Raw genomic sequence first — 16050 nt, 5'->3', positions numbered from 1 at the left:
TCAGCCCATGGCGGCGATCAGCGCGGTGACGCAGGCGCTGCCCAGGGCGGCCGGGTCGGCGCCGATCTGATCCAGGGTGACGGTGCGCAGCGCCGCTCGCGGGACGGTGGCCGCCCAATCGGAGGCCGTCTGCAACGGGTGCACCGCGTCATCGACGGCTGCGGTCAGACCCATCGGAGCGGTCAGCGCCGCCAGCTCGGCGGATGTCGGTGCAACGTAGGCCGCGGCTTCTTCCAGCGCATCGGGCAGCTGTGGCCACTGGGCGGTCCACGAACGGGCCAACTCGTCCCCGAGCCACTCCGGGCTGGAGGCCCGCATCTGGGCCACCACAGCGGCCAGCCCCTCGTCGCGCAGCTGCTGGGCGCTGTAGCGGGCGGCCTGGGCAGCCGGTGCGTCATCGGGTGCGCCGGTCCAGGCCGGCAGCGCGGCCAGCACCCCGACCGCCCGGTCGGGATGGCTCAGTGCCCACGCGGCGGCCACCGCCGCACCGATCGACACTCCGCCGGCCAGGATCGGGCCGGACCGGGCGGCTGCGGCGTCCAGCGCTTCCAGATATCCCTCGACGAGGCGGCCCGGCTGCGGCCGGTGGGTCACCAAGGCGGCACCCACCTGCTGCAACGGTCGGCCGAACGCCCGGCGTACATAGTCGTCGTCGGATCCGGTTCCCGGCAGCAGAACGGCCGTCACGCCGCGCAGAACCAATGCCACCTCTTGATCGTGTCGGGTGTTGTCCGCCACCCGGCAGGCCGGTCGTGTGGCATTAGGTAATCAACAGGTCTACCGTAGCGTGCGCACACGATTGAGGGAGAGGGCAATGGCTGCTCCGAAAGAGTACCTGCGCCGGCTGACTCGGCGATTGACGGAAGATCCCGAGCTGCGTGACGTCGAAGAGCTGTCCGGCGAGGCGTTCAACACCGGTGCGCAGCGCGCGATCGACTGCCAGCGCGGCCAAGAGGTCACCATGGTCGGGGTACTGCGCAGCGTCGAAGCCAACGCCAAGGGCTGCGTCGGCGGGGTCCGGGCCGAACTTTTCGACGGCACCGACACGGTGACGCTGGTCTGGCTCGGGCAGCGCCGCATTCCCGGAATCGACTCCGGCCGCACGCTGCGGGTGCACGGCAGGCTGGGCAAGCTGGAAAGCGGCGGCAAGGCCATCTACAACCCGCACTACGAAATCCAGCAGTGACCCCACCTCGCGGCAGACCGGCACAGCGATGAGCGAGGACTACCGCTCCGAGGGCGCCCAGGGGCCGCAGCGCCTTCTGGAGCAGGTCGGCGGGCTGTCCGGGCTGATCTACTCCTCGTTGCCGATCGTGGTGTTCGTGCCGACCTCCAACCTCTTCGGCCTGTGGGCCGCGGTCCTGGCGGCGGTGGGCGTGGCCGCGGCCGTACTGGCCTGGCGCCTGCTGCGCCGGCAATCCAGCCAGCCGGCCGTCTCCGGCTTCTTCGGGGTTGCCGTCTGCGCCCTGATCGCCTATCGCATGGGCGACTCCAAGGCCTATTTCCTGCTGGGAATCTGGATGTCGCTGGTGTGGGCAGCGGTGTTCGCCGCGTCGATCGTGATCCGCCGCCCGGTGGTCGGCTACGTCTGGTCATGGGCAACAGGTCAGCCCACGGTCTGGCGCGAGCTGCGGTCGGCCGTCTACGCCTACGATCTGGCGACCCTGGCCTGGGTGCTGGTCTTCGGGTCCCGGTTCGTGGTCCAGCGGCTGCTCTACAACGCCGATCAGACGGGTTGGCTGGGGGTGGCCCGCATCGCCATGGGCTGGCCCCTGACGGCGGTCGCGGCGGTGGCCACCTACCTGGCGGTCAAATACGTTCAGCGGGCTCTCGACGCGCGCCCTGCCGCCCCGGCAGCCGAGGGTGCCCCCCGGTCAGTGGGGTAGCAGCAGGGCCCGCAGTTCGTCCTCGATGCCGCTGGAAGCCACGAACAGCAGCTCGTCACCGCCCTCGAGGGGTTCGTCGTCCTGCGGCACGATCACCCGGGCCCCGCGCAGGATCGTCACCAGCGCGGCGTCGCGGGGCAGCGTCAGCTTGCGCACGGGCTTGCCGCCCCAGGGCGTGTCATCGGGCAGGGTGATCTCCAGCAGATTGGCCTGACCTTTGCGGAACTCCATGAGCCGAACCAGGTCGCCGACCGCGACGGCCTCCTCGACCAGCGACGCCAGCATGCGGGGCGTGGACACTGCGACGTCCACCCCCCACGCGTCGGTGAACAGCCACTCATTGCGGGGATCATTGACGCGCGCCACCACCCGGGGCACCGCAAACTCGGTCTTGGCCAACAGGGACAGCACCACGTTGGCCTTGTCGTCGCCCGTCGCGGCGATCACCACGTCGAAGGACTCCAGGTGCACCGCCTCCAGCAGGCTCAGCTCGCAGGCGTCGCCCAGATGCCACTGCGCGTCGGCGATGTCCTCGGGGTCGACGTGCTCAGGGTTGCGCTCGATCAAGGTCACCTGGTGATCGCTGTCGAGCAGTTCGCGAGCGATCGACCGGCCGACCGCGCCCGCCCCGGCTACCGCTACCTTCATCTGCGCCGCTCCTTCGGCCGGAGGCCGGTGGGGGGTTTCATTTGTCCAGGTCCTCGCTCGGCGGCAACGCCGCGATCGCGATCGCTTCGGCCACCCGACCCGACACCGCGACGATGTAGACCTGGTCGCTGGCCTGAATCACCGTCCGGGGCTCGGGCAGGACACCGGTACCGAACCGGATCAAAAACGCCACCCGGGCATTGATGGCCGCCTCCAGATCGGTGACGGGACGGCCGATCCAGTCCTCATGCAGAACCACCTCGGCGACCGCGACGGTGCCGGTGGGGTCACGCCACTTGGTGGTCTCGCTTTCCCGGGTCAGCGCATCGAGCATCCGGTCGGTGGTCCACGGCACCGTGGCGATGGTGGGGATGCCCAGGCGCTCGTAGACCGCCGCCCGCTTGGCGTCGTAGATGCGGGCCACCACCCGCGATACGCCGAAGGTCTCCCGGGCCAGCCGCGCCGCGATGATGTTGGAGTTGTCACCGGAGGACACCGCGGCGAACGCAGCCGCATCTTCGATGCCCGCTCGCAGCAGCACATCGCGGTCGAAGCCCATACCGAGCACGCGCTCGCCGTTGAACTCCGGACTGAGCCGGTTGAACGCGGTGCTGTCTCGGTCGATGATGGCGACCTCGTGGCCGATCCGGGACAGCCCATCGGCCACCGAGGCGCCAACTCGGCCACAACCCATCACAACTACCCGCACGTGCAACGTCCTTTCGGCCGGTTTCGCCTGGTTGGCAGCAGCAGTGGTGCCCGTATTCGGTGAACGCTACCGCCAATGCCCGGCTGGCTTACCCTTGGCTCTCGTGTCGAAGATTTCCACCGCTGCTCGGCGCCTGGTTCTGGGCCGGCCCTTCCGCAGTGATCGGCTCAGCCACACGCTGCTTCCGAAGCGCATCGCCCTTCCGGTGTTCGCCTCCGACGCGCTGTCCTCGGTGGCCTATGGACCCGAAGAGATCTTTCTGGTGTTGTCGGTGGCGGGCCTGGCGGCCTATCGGATGACGCCGTGGGTGGGTCTGGCGGTCGCGTTCGTGTTTGTCACCGTGGTGGCCTCCTACCGCCAGAATGTGCACGCCTACCCGTCCGGCGGCGGCGACTACGAAGTCGTCACCGTCAACCTCGGTCCCACCGCGGGCTTGACCGTGGCCAGTGCGTTGATGGTGGATTACGTTCTGACGGTTGCCGTCTCGATCTCCTCGGGAGTCGCCAACATCGGCTCGGCGATACCGTTCATCGCCGAGCACAAAGTGGCGTTCGCGGTGGGGACGGTGATCGTGGTGGCCGCGGCGAATCTGCGGGGCATCCGCGAATCCGGTACCGCGTTCGCCTTTCCGACGTATGCGTTCATGATCGGGATCTTCGTCATGCTGGGCTGGGGCCTGTTCCAGATCTTCGTGCTCGGCGATCCGTTGCAGGCCGATTCGGCCGAGTTCAAGATCCACTCCACCCAGGGTGAGGTGGTGGGCGTCGCCCTGGTGTTCCTAGTGGCGAAATCGTTCTCGTCGGGCTGTGCCGCGCTGACCGGTGTGGAGGCGATCAGCAACGGTGTGCCGGCGTTTCGCAAGCCGAAGTCGCGCAACGCCGCCACCACCCTGCTGATGCTGGGTGTGATTGCCGTCACGTTGATGATGGGCATCATCGTGCTGGCCCGGGAGACCGGGGTGAAGATCGCGGCCCGTCCGCATGAGCAGCTGATCGGGGCGCCGGCGGACTACGAACAGAAGACGCTGCTGGCCCAGCTGGCCGAGACGGTGTTCCGGGGCTTTCCGCCCGGACTGTGGATCATCGCCGGGGTGACCGCGCTGATCCTGGCGCTGGCCGCCAACACCGCCTTCAACGGCTTTCCGGTGCTGGGATCGATCCTGGCCCAGGACTCCTACCTGCCCCGGCAGTTGCACACCCGTGGCGACCGGCTGGCGTTCTCCAACGGCATCGTGTTTCTGGCGGTGGTGGCCATCGCCTTCATCGTGGCGTTCGGGGCGGAGGTGACCGCGCTGATCCAGCTCTACATCGTCGGGGTATTCGTCTCGTTCACGCTGAGTCAGATCGGTATGGTGCGGCATTGGAACAGATTGCTGCGCAACGAGACCGACCCGGCTGCCCGGTCGAAGATGATGCGCTCGCGGGTGGTCAACACAATCGGCTTCATCGCCACCGGGGTGGTGCTGATCGTGGTGATCGCCACCAAGTTCATCGCCGGCGCGTGGATCGCGATCGTGGCGATGTCCGTGCTGTTCCTGCTGATGAAGCTGATCCGCCGGCACTACGACGCGGTCAACCTGGAACTGGCCGCACAGTCGGCCGCCCAGGAGGACCAGGCGATACTGCCCAGCCGCAACCATGCCCTGGTGCTGGTGTCGAAACTGCACCTGCCGACTCGGCGCGCGCTGGCCTACGCCCGGGCGACGCGGCCGGACTCGCTGGAAGCGATCACCGTCAACGTGGACGACACCGAGACCCGCCGCCTGGTCCGAGAGTGGGAGGAAAGCGATATCACCGTCCCGCTTAAAGTGATCGCATCGCCGTACCGCGAGATCACCCGGCCGGTGCTCGACTACGTCAAGCGCATCAGCAAGGAGTCGCCGCGCACTGTGGTGACCGTGTACATCCCCGAATACGTGGTGGGCCGCTGGTGGGAACAGCTGCTGCACAACCAGAGTGCCCTGCGACTCAAGACCCGGCTGTTGTTCATGCCCCAGGTCATGGTCACCTCGGTGCCCTGGCAGCTGAACTCCTCGGAGCGGCGCAAGGTCCTGGCGCAGCGCCCCGCGCCCGGCGACACCCGGAGAGGCTTTTAAGGCAGTGATCGATCAAGAGCTGACCCTGGTCACGGGGCCGGCCGCCAACGGCGGCAGTTGCGTGGCCCGGCACGACGGCCGAGTGGTCTTCGTTCGCTACGCACTGCCCGGCGAACGGGTGCGGGTGCGGATCACCGCCGAGCGCGGCTCCTACTGGCACGGTGAGTGCGTCGAGGTGTTCGAACCGGCCGCGGCCCGGATCGAGTCGCTGTGCCCGATCGCCGGTGCGGACGGTGCCGGCTGCTGTGACCTGGCGTTCGCCGACCCGGCGGCAGCGCGGGTGCTCAAAGGCGAGGTGGTGGCCAACCAGCTGGCCCGGCTCGGCGGCCATGCCTGGCACGGGGAAGCCGAGCCGCTCGGCGATGACGGACCGACGGGCTGGCGCAGCCGGGTCCGCCTGGAGGTGGGCGCCGACGGGCAGGCCGGATTTCACCGATACCACAGCGATGAGCTGGTCACCGACCTGCGGTGTGGTCAGCTGCCGGCGGGGATGATCAAGGGGCTGGCCGAACAACGTTGGCGTCCTGGCGATCACGTGCATGTGGTGGCCGATGACGACGGGGTCCGGCATGTCGTGAGCACCGGTCGGGGGCATCGCCCGGAGGTCGTCGAGGGCGACTACCACGCCGCCCAGTGGGTCGGCCGCCGCCGCTGGCAGATCCCGGTGACCGCGTTCTGGCAGGCGCATCGGCGGGCGGCCTCGATCTACAGTGCGCTGATAGCGCAGTGGGCACAGGCCGATTCGGGCAGCACCGCCTGGGATCTCTACGGTGGGGCGGGAATCTTCGCCGCGGCGCTGGCCGAGTCGGTGGGGCCGTCGGGGAAGGTGATCAGCGTCGACACCTCACGCGCCGCGACGGGCGCCGCCCGGGCGGCGCTGGCCGATCTCCCGCAGGTATCGGTGCGCACCGACTCGGTGCGCCGGGCACTGGAGGCGCAGCGCGGGCCGGCCGCGGTCGCGGTGCTGGACCCGCCACGCGCCGGCGCCGGGCGTGAGGTGATCGACCTGCTGGCGGCCGCAGATGTGCCGCGCGTGGTGCACGTCGGCTGTGAGGCGGCCGCGTTCGCCCGCGACATCGGCCTGTATCGGGGCCACGGGTACAGCGTCGAGCAGATCCGGGTGTTCGATGCCTTCCCGCTGACCCATCACATGGAGTGCGTGGCGCTGCTCACCCGGTGAACGCCCGGCGTCAGCCGAACACGAAGTAGCGCAACCACAGGTACACCGCCGACAGCGCCACCGACACCGCGGTCACCACGATGCCCTTGCGGGTGAACTCCCAGAAGGAAATGGGGTTGCCGGCGCGCCGGGCGATGCCGAGCATCACCACGTTGGCGCTGGCTCCCACGGCGGTCAGGTTGCCGCCGAAATCGGCGCCCAGCGCCAGGGCCCACCACAACGCGTCGGGATGCAGGTCGTTGGGCAAGGTGGTGCTGAGCTCGGCGACGATCGGGGTCATGGTCGCCACGTAGGGGATGTTGTCGATGATTCCCGACACCGGAGCCGACACCCCCAGGATGCCCATCGTGGTCAGCAGCGCGTTGCCTCCGGTGAGCTCGGCGGCAGTCTTGGCCAGCGCGCCGATCGCCCCGGTGTCCACCAGCGCGCCGACCATCACGAACAGTCCGGCGAAGAACAGCAGGGTTTCCCATTCCACCCCCGACAGGTAGTCGGAGCGGTCCAGCCGGGACGTCATGACCAGCGCCCCGGCGCCCAACAGGGCCACCACCGACGGCTCCAGATGCAGCGCCCCATGGCCCATGAATCCAGCGAACACCACGGCCAGCACCACGCCGCATTTGATCAGCAGCCCTCGGTCGCGGATGGCCTCGCGCTCCTCGAGTGCCATCACATCGGCGACGCGCTCGGGCTCCACGGCGAACGATCCGGGAAAAAGCCGGGGCAGCATGACGATGAACACCACGATCACCACGGCCACGATCGGCGCCAGGTGAATCAGGAAGGCGTTGAAGGTCAGCCCGGCCCGGCTGGCGATGATGATGTTGGGCGGGTCGCCGACCAGCGTGGCGGCGCCGCCGATGTTGGAGGCGAACACTTCGGCCATCAGGAACGGCGCGGCGTTGATCTCGAGGCGGTCGCAGACCAGCAACGTGACCGGGGCGATCAGCAACACCGTGGTCACGTTGTCCAGCAGCGCCGAGGCCACCGCCGTCACCAGCACCAGCAGGATCATGATCCGCAGGGGAGAACCGTTGGCGCGCTTTGCTGCCCAGATCGCGACGTACTCGAAGACGCCGGTCTGGCGCAACACGCTGACGATGATCATCATGCCCAGCAGCAGGAAGATGACGTCCCAGTCGATCCCGGTTTCGCGGGAATAGAAGATGTCCTCGGAGCTGATCACCGGCAGGATGACCACGGCCGCGGCGCCGGCCAGCGCGACGACGGTCTTGTTGATCCGGTCAGCGGCGATGAACGCGTACGCGGTTAAAAACACCGCCGTCGCGAAAAAGGCCATCCGCGGTATCAGGCTTCCAGGGCCATGGCCAGCAGACGCGACGCGGTGATCACGCCGAGCAGTGTACCGCTTTTGACCACGGCGACCAGCGGGCTACGCAAGCGGGCCATGGTGGAAGCGACTTCGATCACGGTTTCGTCGGCGCCGGCGGCCGGCAATTCGGGCAGGTGCTCGGGCAGCATGTCGCGTACTGCTTTGGCGCCCAGCTTGTCGGCGGCGTGATCGGCCATGTGCTCGTTGAGCACACCCGCCAGCGACGGGTCGTCTTGGATGTAGCCCGGCACGATGAAACGCACCACCTGGGAGCCGGGCAGCACTGCTAGGGGACGACCCGATCCATCGACCACCACGATCCCAGGCAACCGGTGCTCGGCGAGCAGTTTGGCTGCCGATAGGGCGCTGGAGTCGATGGCCACCACCGGGAATTCCTCGGCGATCTCCGCGGCACGCATAGGACGACCATAGCTGGGCTTCCGGTCGCCGTGCGTAGACTGGCCAGATGCTTGAAGGGATCCGCGGCCCCGCCGATCTGCAGCACCTTTCGCAGGCCCAGCTGACCGATTTGGCGGCGGAGATCCGCGAGTTCCTGATCCACAAGGTCGCCGCAACCGGCGGACATCTGGGGCCGAACCTGGGTGTGGTGGAACTCACTTTGGCGTTGCACCGGGTGTTCGACTCGCCGCACGACCCGATCATCTTCGACACCGGCCACCAGGCCTACGTGCACAAGATGCTGACCGGGCGCAGCCTCGACTTCGACACGCTGCGCAAGAAGGGCGGCCTGTCGGGTTACCCGTCGCGCGCGGAGAGCGAGCACGACTGGGTGGAATCCAGCCATGCCAGTTCGGCGCTGTCCTACGCCGACGGGCTGGCGAAAGCCTTTGAGCTGACCGGGCACCGCAACCGGCACGTGGTGGCCGTCGTCGGCGACGGCGCCCTGACCGGTGGGATGTGCTGGGAGGCGCTCAACAACATCGCTGCGGGCAACCGTCCGGTGGTGATCGTGGTCAACGACAACGGCCGCAGCTACGCGCCCACCATCGGCGGCTTCGCCGACCATCTGGCCGTCCTGCGGCTGCAGCCGGCCTACGAGCGGCTGCTGGAACGGGGCCGGACCGCGGTCCGCGGCGTGCCACTGGTCGGCGAACTCGGCTACCAGGTCATCCACAGCGTCAAAGCGGGCCTCAAGGACGCGCTGGCGCCGCAGGCACTCTTCACCGACCTCGGCCTGAAATACCTGGGGCCGATCGACGGCCATGACGAGGCGGCGGTGGAGTCGGCGTTGCGCCGCGCGCGCGGGTTCGGCGGGCCGGTGATCGTGCACGTGGTGACCCGCAAGGGCAAGGGCTACGGCCCGGCCGAGAACGACGAGGCCGAGCAGATGCACGCCTGCGGGGTGATCGACCCGTTGACCGGCTACGCCGCCGAGACGTCCGGGCGTGGCTGGACGGCGGTGTTCTCCGATGCGCTCATCGAGTACGGCGCCAAGCGCCGCGATGTGGTGGCGATCACCGCTGCCATGCCCGGCCCCACCGGGCTGGCGCCGTTCGGGCAGCGTTTTCCGGATCGGATGTTCGACGTCGGGATCGCCGAGCAGCACGCCTTGACCTCCGCGGCGGGGCTGGCGATGGGCGGTCTGCACCCGGTGGTGGCGGTCTACTCGACGTTCCTCAACCGCGCCTTCGACCAGCTCATGATGGACGTGGCGCTGCATCAGCTGCCGGTCACGCTGGTGCTGGACCGGTCCGGGATCACCGGGCCCGACGGCGCCAGCCACAACGGCATGTGGGATCTGTCCATTCTGGGTGTGGTGCCCGGTATCCGGGTGGCCGCACCGCGCGACGGCGTGCGGCTGCGTGAACAACTCGGTGAAGCGCTCGATGTCGACGACGGCCCCACCGCGTTGCGATTCCCGAAAGGGGAAGTGGGCGAAGATATTCCCGCTGTTGAGCGACGGTCCGGGGTGGACGTGCTGGCGGTGCCGGCCGACGGTCTGGCCGCCGACGTTCTGCTCGTCGCGGTCGGCGCGTTCGCCCCGATGGCGCTGGCGGTGGCCGAGCGCCTGCGCAAGCAGGGTATCGGAGTGACCGTGATCGATCCGCGCTGGGTGCTCCCGGTGCCCGACGTGCTCGTCGAGATGGCCGCTGCGCACAAACTGGTGGTCACCTGCGAGGACAACGGGGTGGCCGGGGGTGTCGGCTCGGCGGTGTCGGCGGCGCTGCGCCGCGCCGAGCTCGATCTGCCCTGCCGCGACGTCGGCCTGCCCCAGCGCTTCTACGACCACGCCTCGCGCGGCGAGGTGCTGGCCGAGGTCGGCCTGACCCCGCAGGACGTGGCCCGCCAGATCACCGGGTGGGTGGCGGCTCTGGGCTCGAGCGCTTGCGTCGACGAGGTCAGCGAGAGTCTCGACTAGCGGGCTCAGCTCGCCGGTGGCCAGATCGTGTCGAACACCCACGCGAACACGAAGGTGTAGACGAGAAAGAAAGCCAGCAGGCCGATTTCGAGACCGAAGGCCTCCAGCAGCGACACTTTCAAGGTGTGGGCCACAATCGGCAACAACAGCACCACCAGGCCGCCTTCGAAACCGACGGCGTGGGCGATCCGGCGCCGAAGGGTGCGGGTGCGGCAGGGCTGGCGCCGCTCCCAGCTCTCAAACGCGGTGGTCCACAGGTAATTCCAGATAACCGCGACGGTCGACGCGGCCACCGCCACCACTCCTGAGCTCCCGCCGCCGAACCCCAGGAAGGTCAGCCCGAGGGTGGTCAGCGCAACGGCGACCAGCTCGTAGCTGATGACGTAGACGATCCGGCGAAAAGTTCGAGACACCAAGCCCTCCAAGGAAATTCAGCCATGGGAAGTCCTTGACGGTTCACGTCCACGGTGCGAGTGGGTGAAAGCACTGGCCGAAATGCCGATTCGGCTGCTCTGTGGGAAGTGTAGCAACAGTTCACGCGAGCGCCGGTGATCCGAACCCGCCCGGCGCTCACTGCGGGCGGTTGGCGCCTGCCGTGCCGCTGAGCGCCTCGGCCAGTACCGGCACCGTCAGGGCGCGTTGCCACGGCCGCGCGCCGCCGGCGGCCAGAAACTCCTCGATCACCGTCGCGGCGTCTGACCGCGTCGGTTTCCAGTCCCAGCACAACCGGCGCACCAGCTCGGGGGTGATCAGATTCTCCGTCGGCACGTTCACCTGTTCGGACACCGCGGTCAGCGCGGCGCGCGCCGCATCGAGGCGGGCGGCGGCCTCGGGTTTGCGCCGAGCCCAGCGGGACGGCGGTGGTGGGCCGTTGGCGGCTTCGCCGGTTTCCAGCGGCTCCGGGTTGTCACGAGCCGCAGCGAGTGCGGCCAGCCAGGTTGACGCGCTGCGGCGTTGCCTGGGGCCGCCGAACACCGGCAGAGCGAGCAGTTCCTCGACGGTCGTGGGGTTGGCTATTGCCGCGGCGATGATCGCGGCGTCGGGCAGGATGCGACCGGGCGCGACATCGCGGCGCGCCGCGATCTGGTCGCGTACGGTCCACAACTCCCGAACCGCGGCCAGGCCGCGCCGATCCCGCACCTTGTGAATCCCCGACGTGCGCCGCCACCGGTCCCGGCGTGTGGTCGTGGTGAAGTCCGTCACCCGGAGGTGGTTGAACTCCTGTGCTGCCCAGTCGGTTTTGCCCTGCTCGGACAGCACCTCGGCGACCGCGTGGCGCAGTTCGATGAGCACCTCGACGTCCAGGGCGGCGTAGTTGAGCCATTCGGCCGGCAGCGGCCGTTTGGACCAGTCGGCGGCACCGTGCCCCTTGGCCAGACCCAGCCCCAACAGGCGCTGCACCATCGCGGCCAGATTCACCCGCTCGAAGCCGGCGAGCCGGCCGGCCAACTCGGTGTCGTAGAGCGCCTTGGGCCACATCCCCACCTCGGCCAGGCAGGCCAGATCCTGATCGGCGGCGTGCAGAATCCATTCGTCGTCGTCGAGCACCTCGGCGACCGGGCGCAGCAGGGCGGCCGGGTCCTCGCCCGCGCCGACCGGATCGATCAACACCGTCCCCGCGCCGGCCCGGCGAATCTGAATCAGGTAGGCCCGATTGGAGTAACGGAAGCCCGAGGCCCGCTCGGCGTCCACCGCGAACGGGCCGTGGCCGCCCGCCAGCAGATCGGCGGCCGCATGCACCTGCCGGCGCGTGGTCGACACCTCGGGCACCCCCTCGGCGGGATGCGACAGCGGTGTCGGCTCGGGCTCGTCGGTGGCCGGTTCTTGAATCTGCTCGGACATCTCAGACGCGGGTTCGCGAACTCAGATCGGTGATCCCGACCGGGGGCAGGCCCGCGGCGTGCTCCAGGACCTCACAGAACGCCTGGACATGGCTGCCCAGCTCGGGTGTGGTCGCCGTCCAGGACGCGCGCAGTTCCAGCTGGTGTCCCCGCGGTGGCCCGGCGATGTCGCCGTAGCGGACCGAGGTGGTGGCGGTGACGGTGCCGCCCAGTGCGGTGACGTGTTCCGTGCGGGCCCCCAGGGCCTCCACCAGCCAACTCCAGGCGACCTCGGGCAGCAGCGGGTCGATCGCCTCCTGCGGATCCAGGTCGGCCTGGATGAAGGCCACCAGCCGCATGGTGCCGTCCCAGGCGTCGGTGCCGTCGGGGTCGTAGAGCAGGATCAGCCGGCCGAAGGCATCACCGTCGGAGTCTTCCGGGACGAAGTCGGTCTCGGGATGCTTGACCTCGGCGCCCAGGGCGTAGCTGTAGGGCGCCAGGCGCTGCGGGGGCCGGATCGGGCCCAATTCGATCTCCGACCGCACCGTCGCGGCGTGCATCGTCGCCACCGCTTCCCGGAACGGGGCAGGCTCGGCTGATGTCACGGGTGCCGCTCCTTAACTGATCGCTGTGCGCCGCATCGCCAGCGGCCGGCGCCCAGAGTTGGATTGCGCACCGCCGCGACGCGGGTCACCGGATCTCACGCTAACCCCCGGCGCCGGTCGGCGCAGACAGGCGCGCCGAATCACCCCGGTTCGGCGAGAGGGGAGGCCAGCACCGGCGCGCAGAATCGGCACGGTTCGGCCTGTGGCGGGCGGGCGTGGCAGCATTGAGCGCGATGAGCCCCCGTCGTGAACTGCCCGATTCCCCGTACCTGACCGCCGTCGCCGGCCGGACTCCCAGCAGGGTGCCGGTCTGGTTCATGCGCCAGGCCGGTCGTTCCCTGCCCGAATACCGGGAGCTGCGCGCCCAGCACACCATGATGGAGGCCTGCTTCGACCCGGAGCTGGTCTGCGAGATCACCCTGCAGCCGGTGCGCCGCCACAACGTGGATGCGGCGATCCTGTTCTCCGACATCGTGGTGCCGCTGCGCGGGGCCGGGGTGGATCTGGACATCGTGCCCGACGTCGGGCCGGTGATCGCCAGCCCGGTGCGGACCGCCGCCGACGTCGCGGCACTCAAGCCGCTGGACCCGCAGCAGGTGGCGGCGGTCGCGACGGCGGTATCGCTGCTGGTGGACGCGCTGGGGCAGGTGCCGCTGATCGGCTTCGCCGGCGCGCCGTTCACGCTGGCCTCCTACCTGGTCGAGGGCGGTCCCAGCCGGACCCACGCCCGGACCAAGGCGATGATGCTGGCCGATCCGGACAGCTGGCACGAATTGATGACCCGGCTCACCGACCTGACCATCGGGTTCCTGTCGGTGCAGCTCGACCACGGCGTGGACGCCATCCAGTTGTTCGACTCCTGGGCCGGGGCCCTGTGCCGGGCCGACTACCGGCGCTACGTAGCCCCGCACAGCGCCCGGGTTTTCGCCACCCTCGCCGACCGTGGGGTCCCCATGACGCACTTCGGGGTGCAGACCGGCGAGCTGCTGGGCGTGATGGCCGAGGTCATGCAGCCGGCGCCGGCCAGGATGGTCGGGGTGGACTGGCGCACCTCGCTGGCCGATGCCGCGGCCCGCGTCGGCGCCGGCACCGCACTGCAGGGCAACCTGGACCCGGCGGTGCTGCTGGCGGGCTGGCCGGTGGTGGAGCGGGCGGCCAGGGCCGTGATCGCCGACGGCCGTGCCGCGGTGCAAGCCGGAGCGGCGGGGCACGTGTTCAACCTGGGGCACGGCGTGCTGCCGGAGACGGATCCCGGGGTGTTGACCGACCTGGTGTCGCTGGTTCATTCATTGTGACCACGTCGTACTGCGTCGTCGGGGGCGGAATCTCCGGTCTGGCCGCCGCCCACCGGCTGCGAGCGACACTCGGCGACGCAGCCGACATCACCATCTTCGATCCCGCCGACCGGCTCGGGGGACTGCTGCGGACCGAGAGCCTGGGCGGACTGAGCGTCGACGTCGGGGCCGAGGCGTTTATCGCCCGCCGGCCCGAGGTGCCCGCCCTGCTGGCCGAGCTCGGGCTGGCCGACCGGCAGCGCGGTACGACGGGGGCGCGGCCGCTGCTGTACCGCAACCGGCTGCTGCATCGGCTGCCGGCGGACACCGTGAGCGGCATTCCGTCCTCGCCGGCGTCCATGGCCGGACTGGTCGACGCCGAGACGCTCGCCCGAATCGCCGGTGAACCCACCCGCCCGCTGGCGTTCGAGCCGGGCAGTGACCCGGCGCTGGGCGCCCTGGTCGCCGACCGGTTCGGCGAACAGGTGGTCGCATCATCGGTCGATCCGCTGATCGGCGGGGTCTACGCGGGGTCGGCCGCGACTGTCGGGCTGCGCTCGGCGGTTCCCGGGCTGGCCGCCCTGCTCGACGCGGGGGTCCCCAGCATGACCGAGGCGGTGCGTCGAACGCTGCCCGCCACGACCGGCGTTCCGGTGTTCGGCGCGATCACCGGCGGATACCAGGTGTTGGTGAATGCACTGGTGCGCAGCGCCCGGCCCCGCTGGGTGCAGTCCGCGGTCACCCAGATCGACCCGGTCGGCCAGGGTTGGCTGTTGCGGGACGCCGGTGGAGGTCACCACCGTGCCGACCGCGTGGTGGTCGCGGTTCCCGCGCCGCAGCTGGCGCGGCTGGCCACCGGATTCGCGCCCCGCGCCGCGGCGGCGGCCAGCCGGATCGACAACGCCTCGTCGGTGGTGGTCGCCATGGCGGTGCCTGCCGGCGCGGCGTTCCCGGACAACTCCGGGGTGCTGGTGGCCACCGGGGAGCGGCTGCATGCCAAGGCGATCACCCTGACCTCGCGCAAGTGGGGAGACCGGGGTTACGGCGGCCGGGTGGAGGTCCTGCGGTTGTCCTTCGGCCGGTTCGGAGACTCGCGGATCGGCGTCTCCGACGCCGAACTGGTGGGGTGGTCGGTGCAGGACCTGGAGGCGGTCTTCGGGGTCACGGTGGACCCGATCGACGTGCGGGTGCAGCGCTGGGCTGCGGTGATGCCGCAATATCGCTCCGGCCACGCCGACCTGATCGCCGGGTTGCGTGCGGCGCTGCCGCCGACCGTGGCGGTCGCCGGTAACTATCTCGACGGCATCGGGGTGCCGGCGTGCATCGCGGCGGCCGACCGGGCCGTGGCGGCCGTGATCAGCGCAACCCCGGCGCCCTAGCAGTCTTCACAGGGCATCGTGGCAGCATAGGGATCATGGCGCACCTCGACTACGACAAGCTGAATTCCACCCTCCGCTACCTGATGTTCTCGGTGTTCTCGGTGAATCCGGGTGGACTCGAGGCGGTCGGTGAGACGCGCGAGGCGATCGCCGACCAGGTCGCCACCTACTTGAAGCAGCAGGAAGAGCGCGGCGTGGTGGTCCGCGGGGTGTACGACGTCGCCGGCCTGCGTGCCGACGCCGACTTCATGATCTGGACTCACGCCGAGCGCATCGAAGACCTGCAGGCCACCTACGCAGGGTTCCGCCGCACCGCGCTGGGCGGGGCCTGCAAGCCGGTGTGGAGCAGCGTGGCGTTGCATCGGCCGGCGGAGTTCAACCGGAGCCATCTCCCGGCGTTCATCGCCGGCGAACCGGCAGGCGCCTACGTCTGCGTGTACCCCTTCGTGCGTTCGCTCGAGTGGTATGTCCTGCCCGAAGAGGACCGCCGCCGGATGCTGGCCGAGCACGGCATGGCGGCCCGCGACTACAAGGATGTGCGGGCCAACACCGTGCCCGCGTTCGCGCTCGGCGACTACGAGTGGATCTTGGCCTTCGAGGCGCCCGAACTCGACCGGATCGTCGACCTGATGCGCGACCTGCGCAACACCGAGGCGCGGTTGCACGCCCGGGAGGAGACCCCGTTCTTCACCGGGCCCCGGGTCGAGGTCGAGCAGTTGGTGGCCTCGCTGCCGTAGCAGC

Annotated in this window: 16 protein-coding genes; 8 read left to right on the top strand and 8 right to left on the bottom strand. The window is 69.6% G+C overall.

The window, feature by feature from the left end; all coding sequences use genetic code 11:
- The gene (locus AWC02_RS03625; protein ID WP_085127446.1) at window positions 1-708 is read right to left on the bottom strand and encodes a hypothetical protein; all 708 of its coding nucleotides are present in this window, start codon (window positions 706-708) and stop codon (window positions 1-3) included.
- Between the two features lie 106 nt (window positions 709-814).
- Between AWC02_RS03625 and AWC02_RS03620 the strand changes: the two genes are divergently transcribed.
- Both AWC02_RS03620 and AWC02_RS03615 read left to right on the top strand, forming a co-directional pair.
- Window positions 815-1186, top strand: a complete 372-nt coding sequence (locus AWC02_RS03620) for an OB-fold nucleic acid binding domain-containing protein (RefSeq protein ID WP_085127296.1) — start codon at window positions 815-817, stop codon at window positions 1184-1186.
- Between the two features lie 28 nt (window positions 1187-1214).
- Window positions 1215-1886 (top strand): DUF3159 domain-containing protein, encoded by a 672-nt coding sequence (locus AWC02_RS03615; RefSeq protein WP_085127294.1) that lies wholly within the window; start codon window positions 1215-1217, stop codon window positions 1884-1886.
- On the opposite strand, the gene AWC02_RS03610 is transcribed toward AWC02_RS03615, so the two are convergent.
- Together AWC02_RS03610 and AWC02_RS03605 are read right to left on the bottom strand one after the other, a co-directional pair.
- A complete protein-coding gene (locus AWC02_RS03610) occupies window positions 1875-2534 on the bottom strand; it encodes a potassium channel family protein (protein WP_085127292.1) in 660 nt (219 codons plus the stop codon). The genes AWC02_RS03615 and AWC02_RS03610 overlap by 12 nt on opposite strands.
- A 37-nt stretch (window positions 2535-2571) precedes the next feature.
- Window positions 2572-3243 (bottom strand): potassium channel family protein, encoded by a 672-nt coding sequence (locus tag AWC02_RS03605; RefSeq protein ID WP_082109500.1) that lies wholly within the window; start codon window positions 3241-3243, stop codon window positions 2572-2574.
- Between the two features lie 103 nt (window positions 3244-3346).
- Here AWC02_RS03605 and AWC02_RS03600 point away from each other — a divergent pair, with 103 nt between their 5' ends.
- Both AWC02_RS03600 and AWC02_RS03595 read left to right on the top strand, forming a co-directional pair.
- Entirely contained in the window at window positions 3347-5338 is a 1992-nt protein-coding gene (locus AWC02_RS03600) for an APC family permease (protein WP_085127290.1), read from the top strand.
- A 4-nt stretch (window positions 5339-5342) separates the two neighbouring features.
- Window positions 5343-6518, top strand: coding sequence for a class I SAM-dependent RNA methyltransferase (locus AWC02_RS03595; RefSeq protein WP_085127288.1), 1176 nt, complete (start codon window positions 5343-5345; stop codon window positions 6516-6518).
- A 10-nt stretch (window positions 6519-6528) separates the two neighbouring features.
- On the opposite strand, the gene AWC02_RS03590 is transcribed toward AWC02_RS03595, so the two are convergent.
- Window positions 6529-7818 (bottom strand): ArsB/NhaD family transporter, encoded by a 1290-nt coding sequence (locus tag AWC02_RS03590; RefSeq protein ID WP_085127286.1) that lies wholly within the window; start codon window positions 7816-7818, stop codon window positions 6529-6531.
- Window positions 7819-7826: 8 nt separating this feature from the next.
- Window positions 7827-8270: a CBS domain-containing protein gene (locus tag AWC02_RS03585; RefSeq protein ID WP_085127284.1), complete on the bottom strand. Its 444-nt coding sequence runs from the start codon at window positions 8268-8270 to the stop codon at window positions 7827-7829.
- A 47-nt stretch (window positions 8271-8317) separates the two neighbouring features.
- Here AWC02_RS03585 and dxs point away from each other — a divergent pair, with 47 nt between their 5' ends.
- Entirely contained in the window at window positions 8318-10231 is a 1914-nt protein-coding gene (gene dxs, locus AWC02_RS03580; protein WP_085127283.1) for a 1-deoxy-D-xylulose-5-phosphate synthase, read from the top strand.
- 5 nt (window positions 10232-10236) lie between these two features.
- Here dxs and AWC02_RS03575 read toward each other — a convergent pair whose 3' ends face one another.
- The 3 genes from AWC02_RS03575 to AWC02_RS03565 form a co-directional block, all read right to left on the bottom strand.
- Complete coding sequence (locus tag AWC02_RS03575; RefSeq protein WP_085127444.1) at window positions 10237-10644, bottom strand: PACE efflux transporter; 408 nt, start codon at window positions 10642-10644, stop codon at window positions 10237-10239.
- 157 nt (window positions 10645-10801) lie between these two features.
- The gene (locus AWC02_RS03570; protein ID WP_085127281.1) at window positions 10802-12073 is read right to left on the bottom strand and encodes a ribonuclease D; all 1272 of its coding nucleotides are present in this window, start codon (window positions 12071-12073) and stop codon (window positions 10802-10804) included.
- A gap of 1 nt (window position 12074) precedes the next feature.
- Window positions 12075-12611, bottom strand: coding sequence for a DUF3000 domain-containing protein (locus tag AWC02_RS03565; RefSeq protein WP_237160310.1), 537 nt, complete (start codon window positions 12609-12611; stop codon window positions 12075-12077).
- Between the two features lie 278 nt (window positions 12612-12889).
- On the opposite strand from AWC02_RS03565, the gene hemE reads away from it, so the two are divergent.
- The 3 genes from hemE to hemQ are packed head-to-tail and all read left to right on the top strand — an operon-like array spanning window position 12890 to window position 16046.
- Entirely contained in the window at window positions 12890-13951 is a 1062-nt protein-coding gene (hemE, locus tag AWC02_RS03560) for a uroporphyrinogen decarboxylase (RefSeq protein WP_085127277.1), read from the top strand.
- Window positions 13945-15309, top strand: coding sequence for a protoporphyrinogen oxidase (locus AWC02_RS03555; protein WP_085127442.1), 1365 nt, complete (start codon window positions 13945-13947; stop codon window positions 15307-15309). Before hemE ends, AWC02_RS03555 begins: the two co-directional genes overlap by 7 nt.
- A 35-nt stretch (window positions 15310-15344) precedes the next feature.
- Window positions 15345-16046: a hydrogen peroxide-dependent heme synthase gene (gene hemQ / locus AWC02_RS03550; protein WP_085127275.1), complete on the top strand. Its 702-nt coding sequence runs from the start codon at window positions 15345-15347 to the stop codon at window positions 16044-16046.
- Window positions 16047-16050: the final 4 nt, after the last annotated feature.

The organism is Mycolicibacter engbaekii, assembly GCF_002101585.1.
GTDB classification, from domain to species: domain Bacteria; phylum Actinomycetota; class Actinomycetes; order Mycobacteriales; family Mycobacteriaceae; genus Mycobacterium; species Mycobacterium engbaekii.
This window is presented reverse-complemented; position numbering and strand designations above follow the sequence as displayed.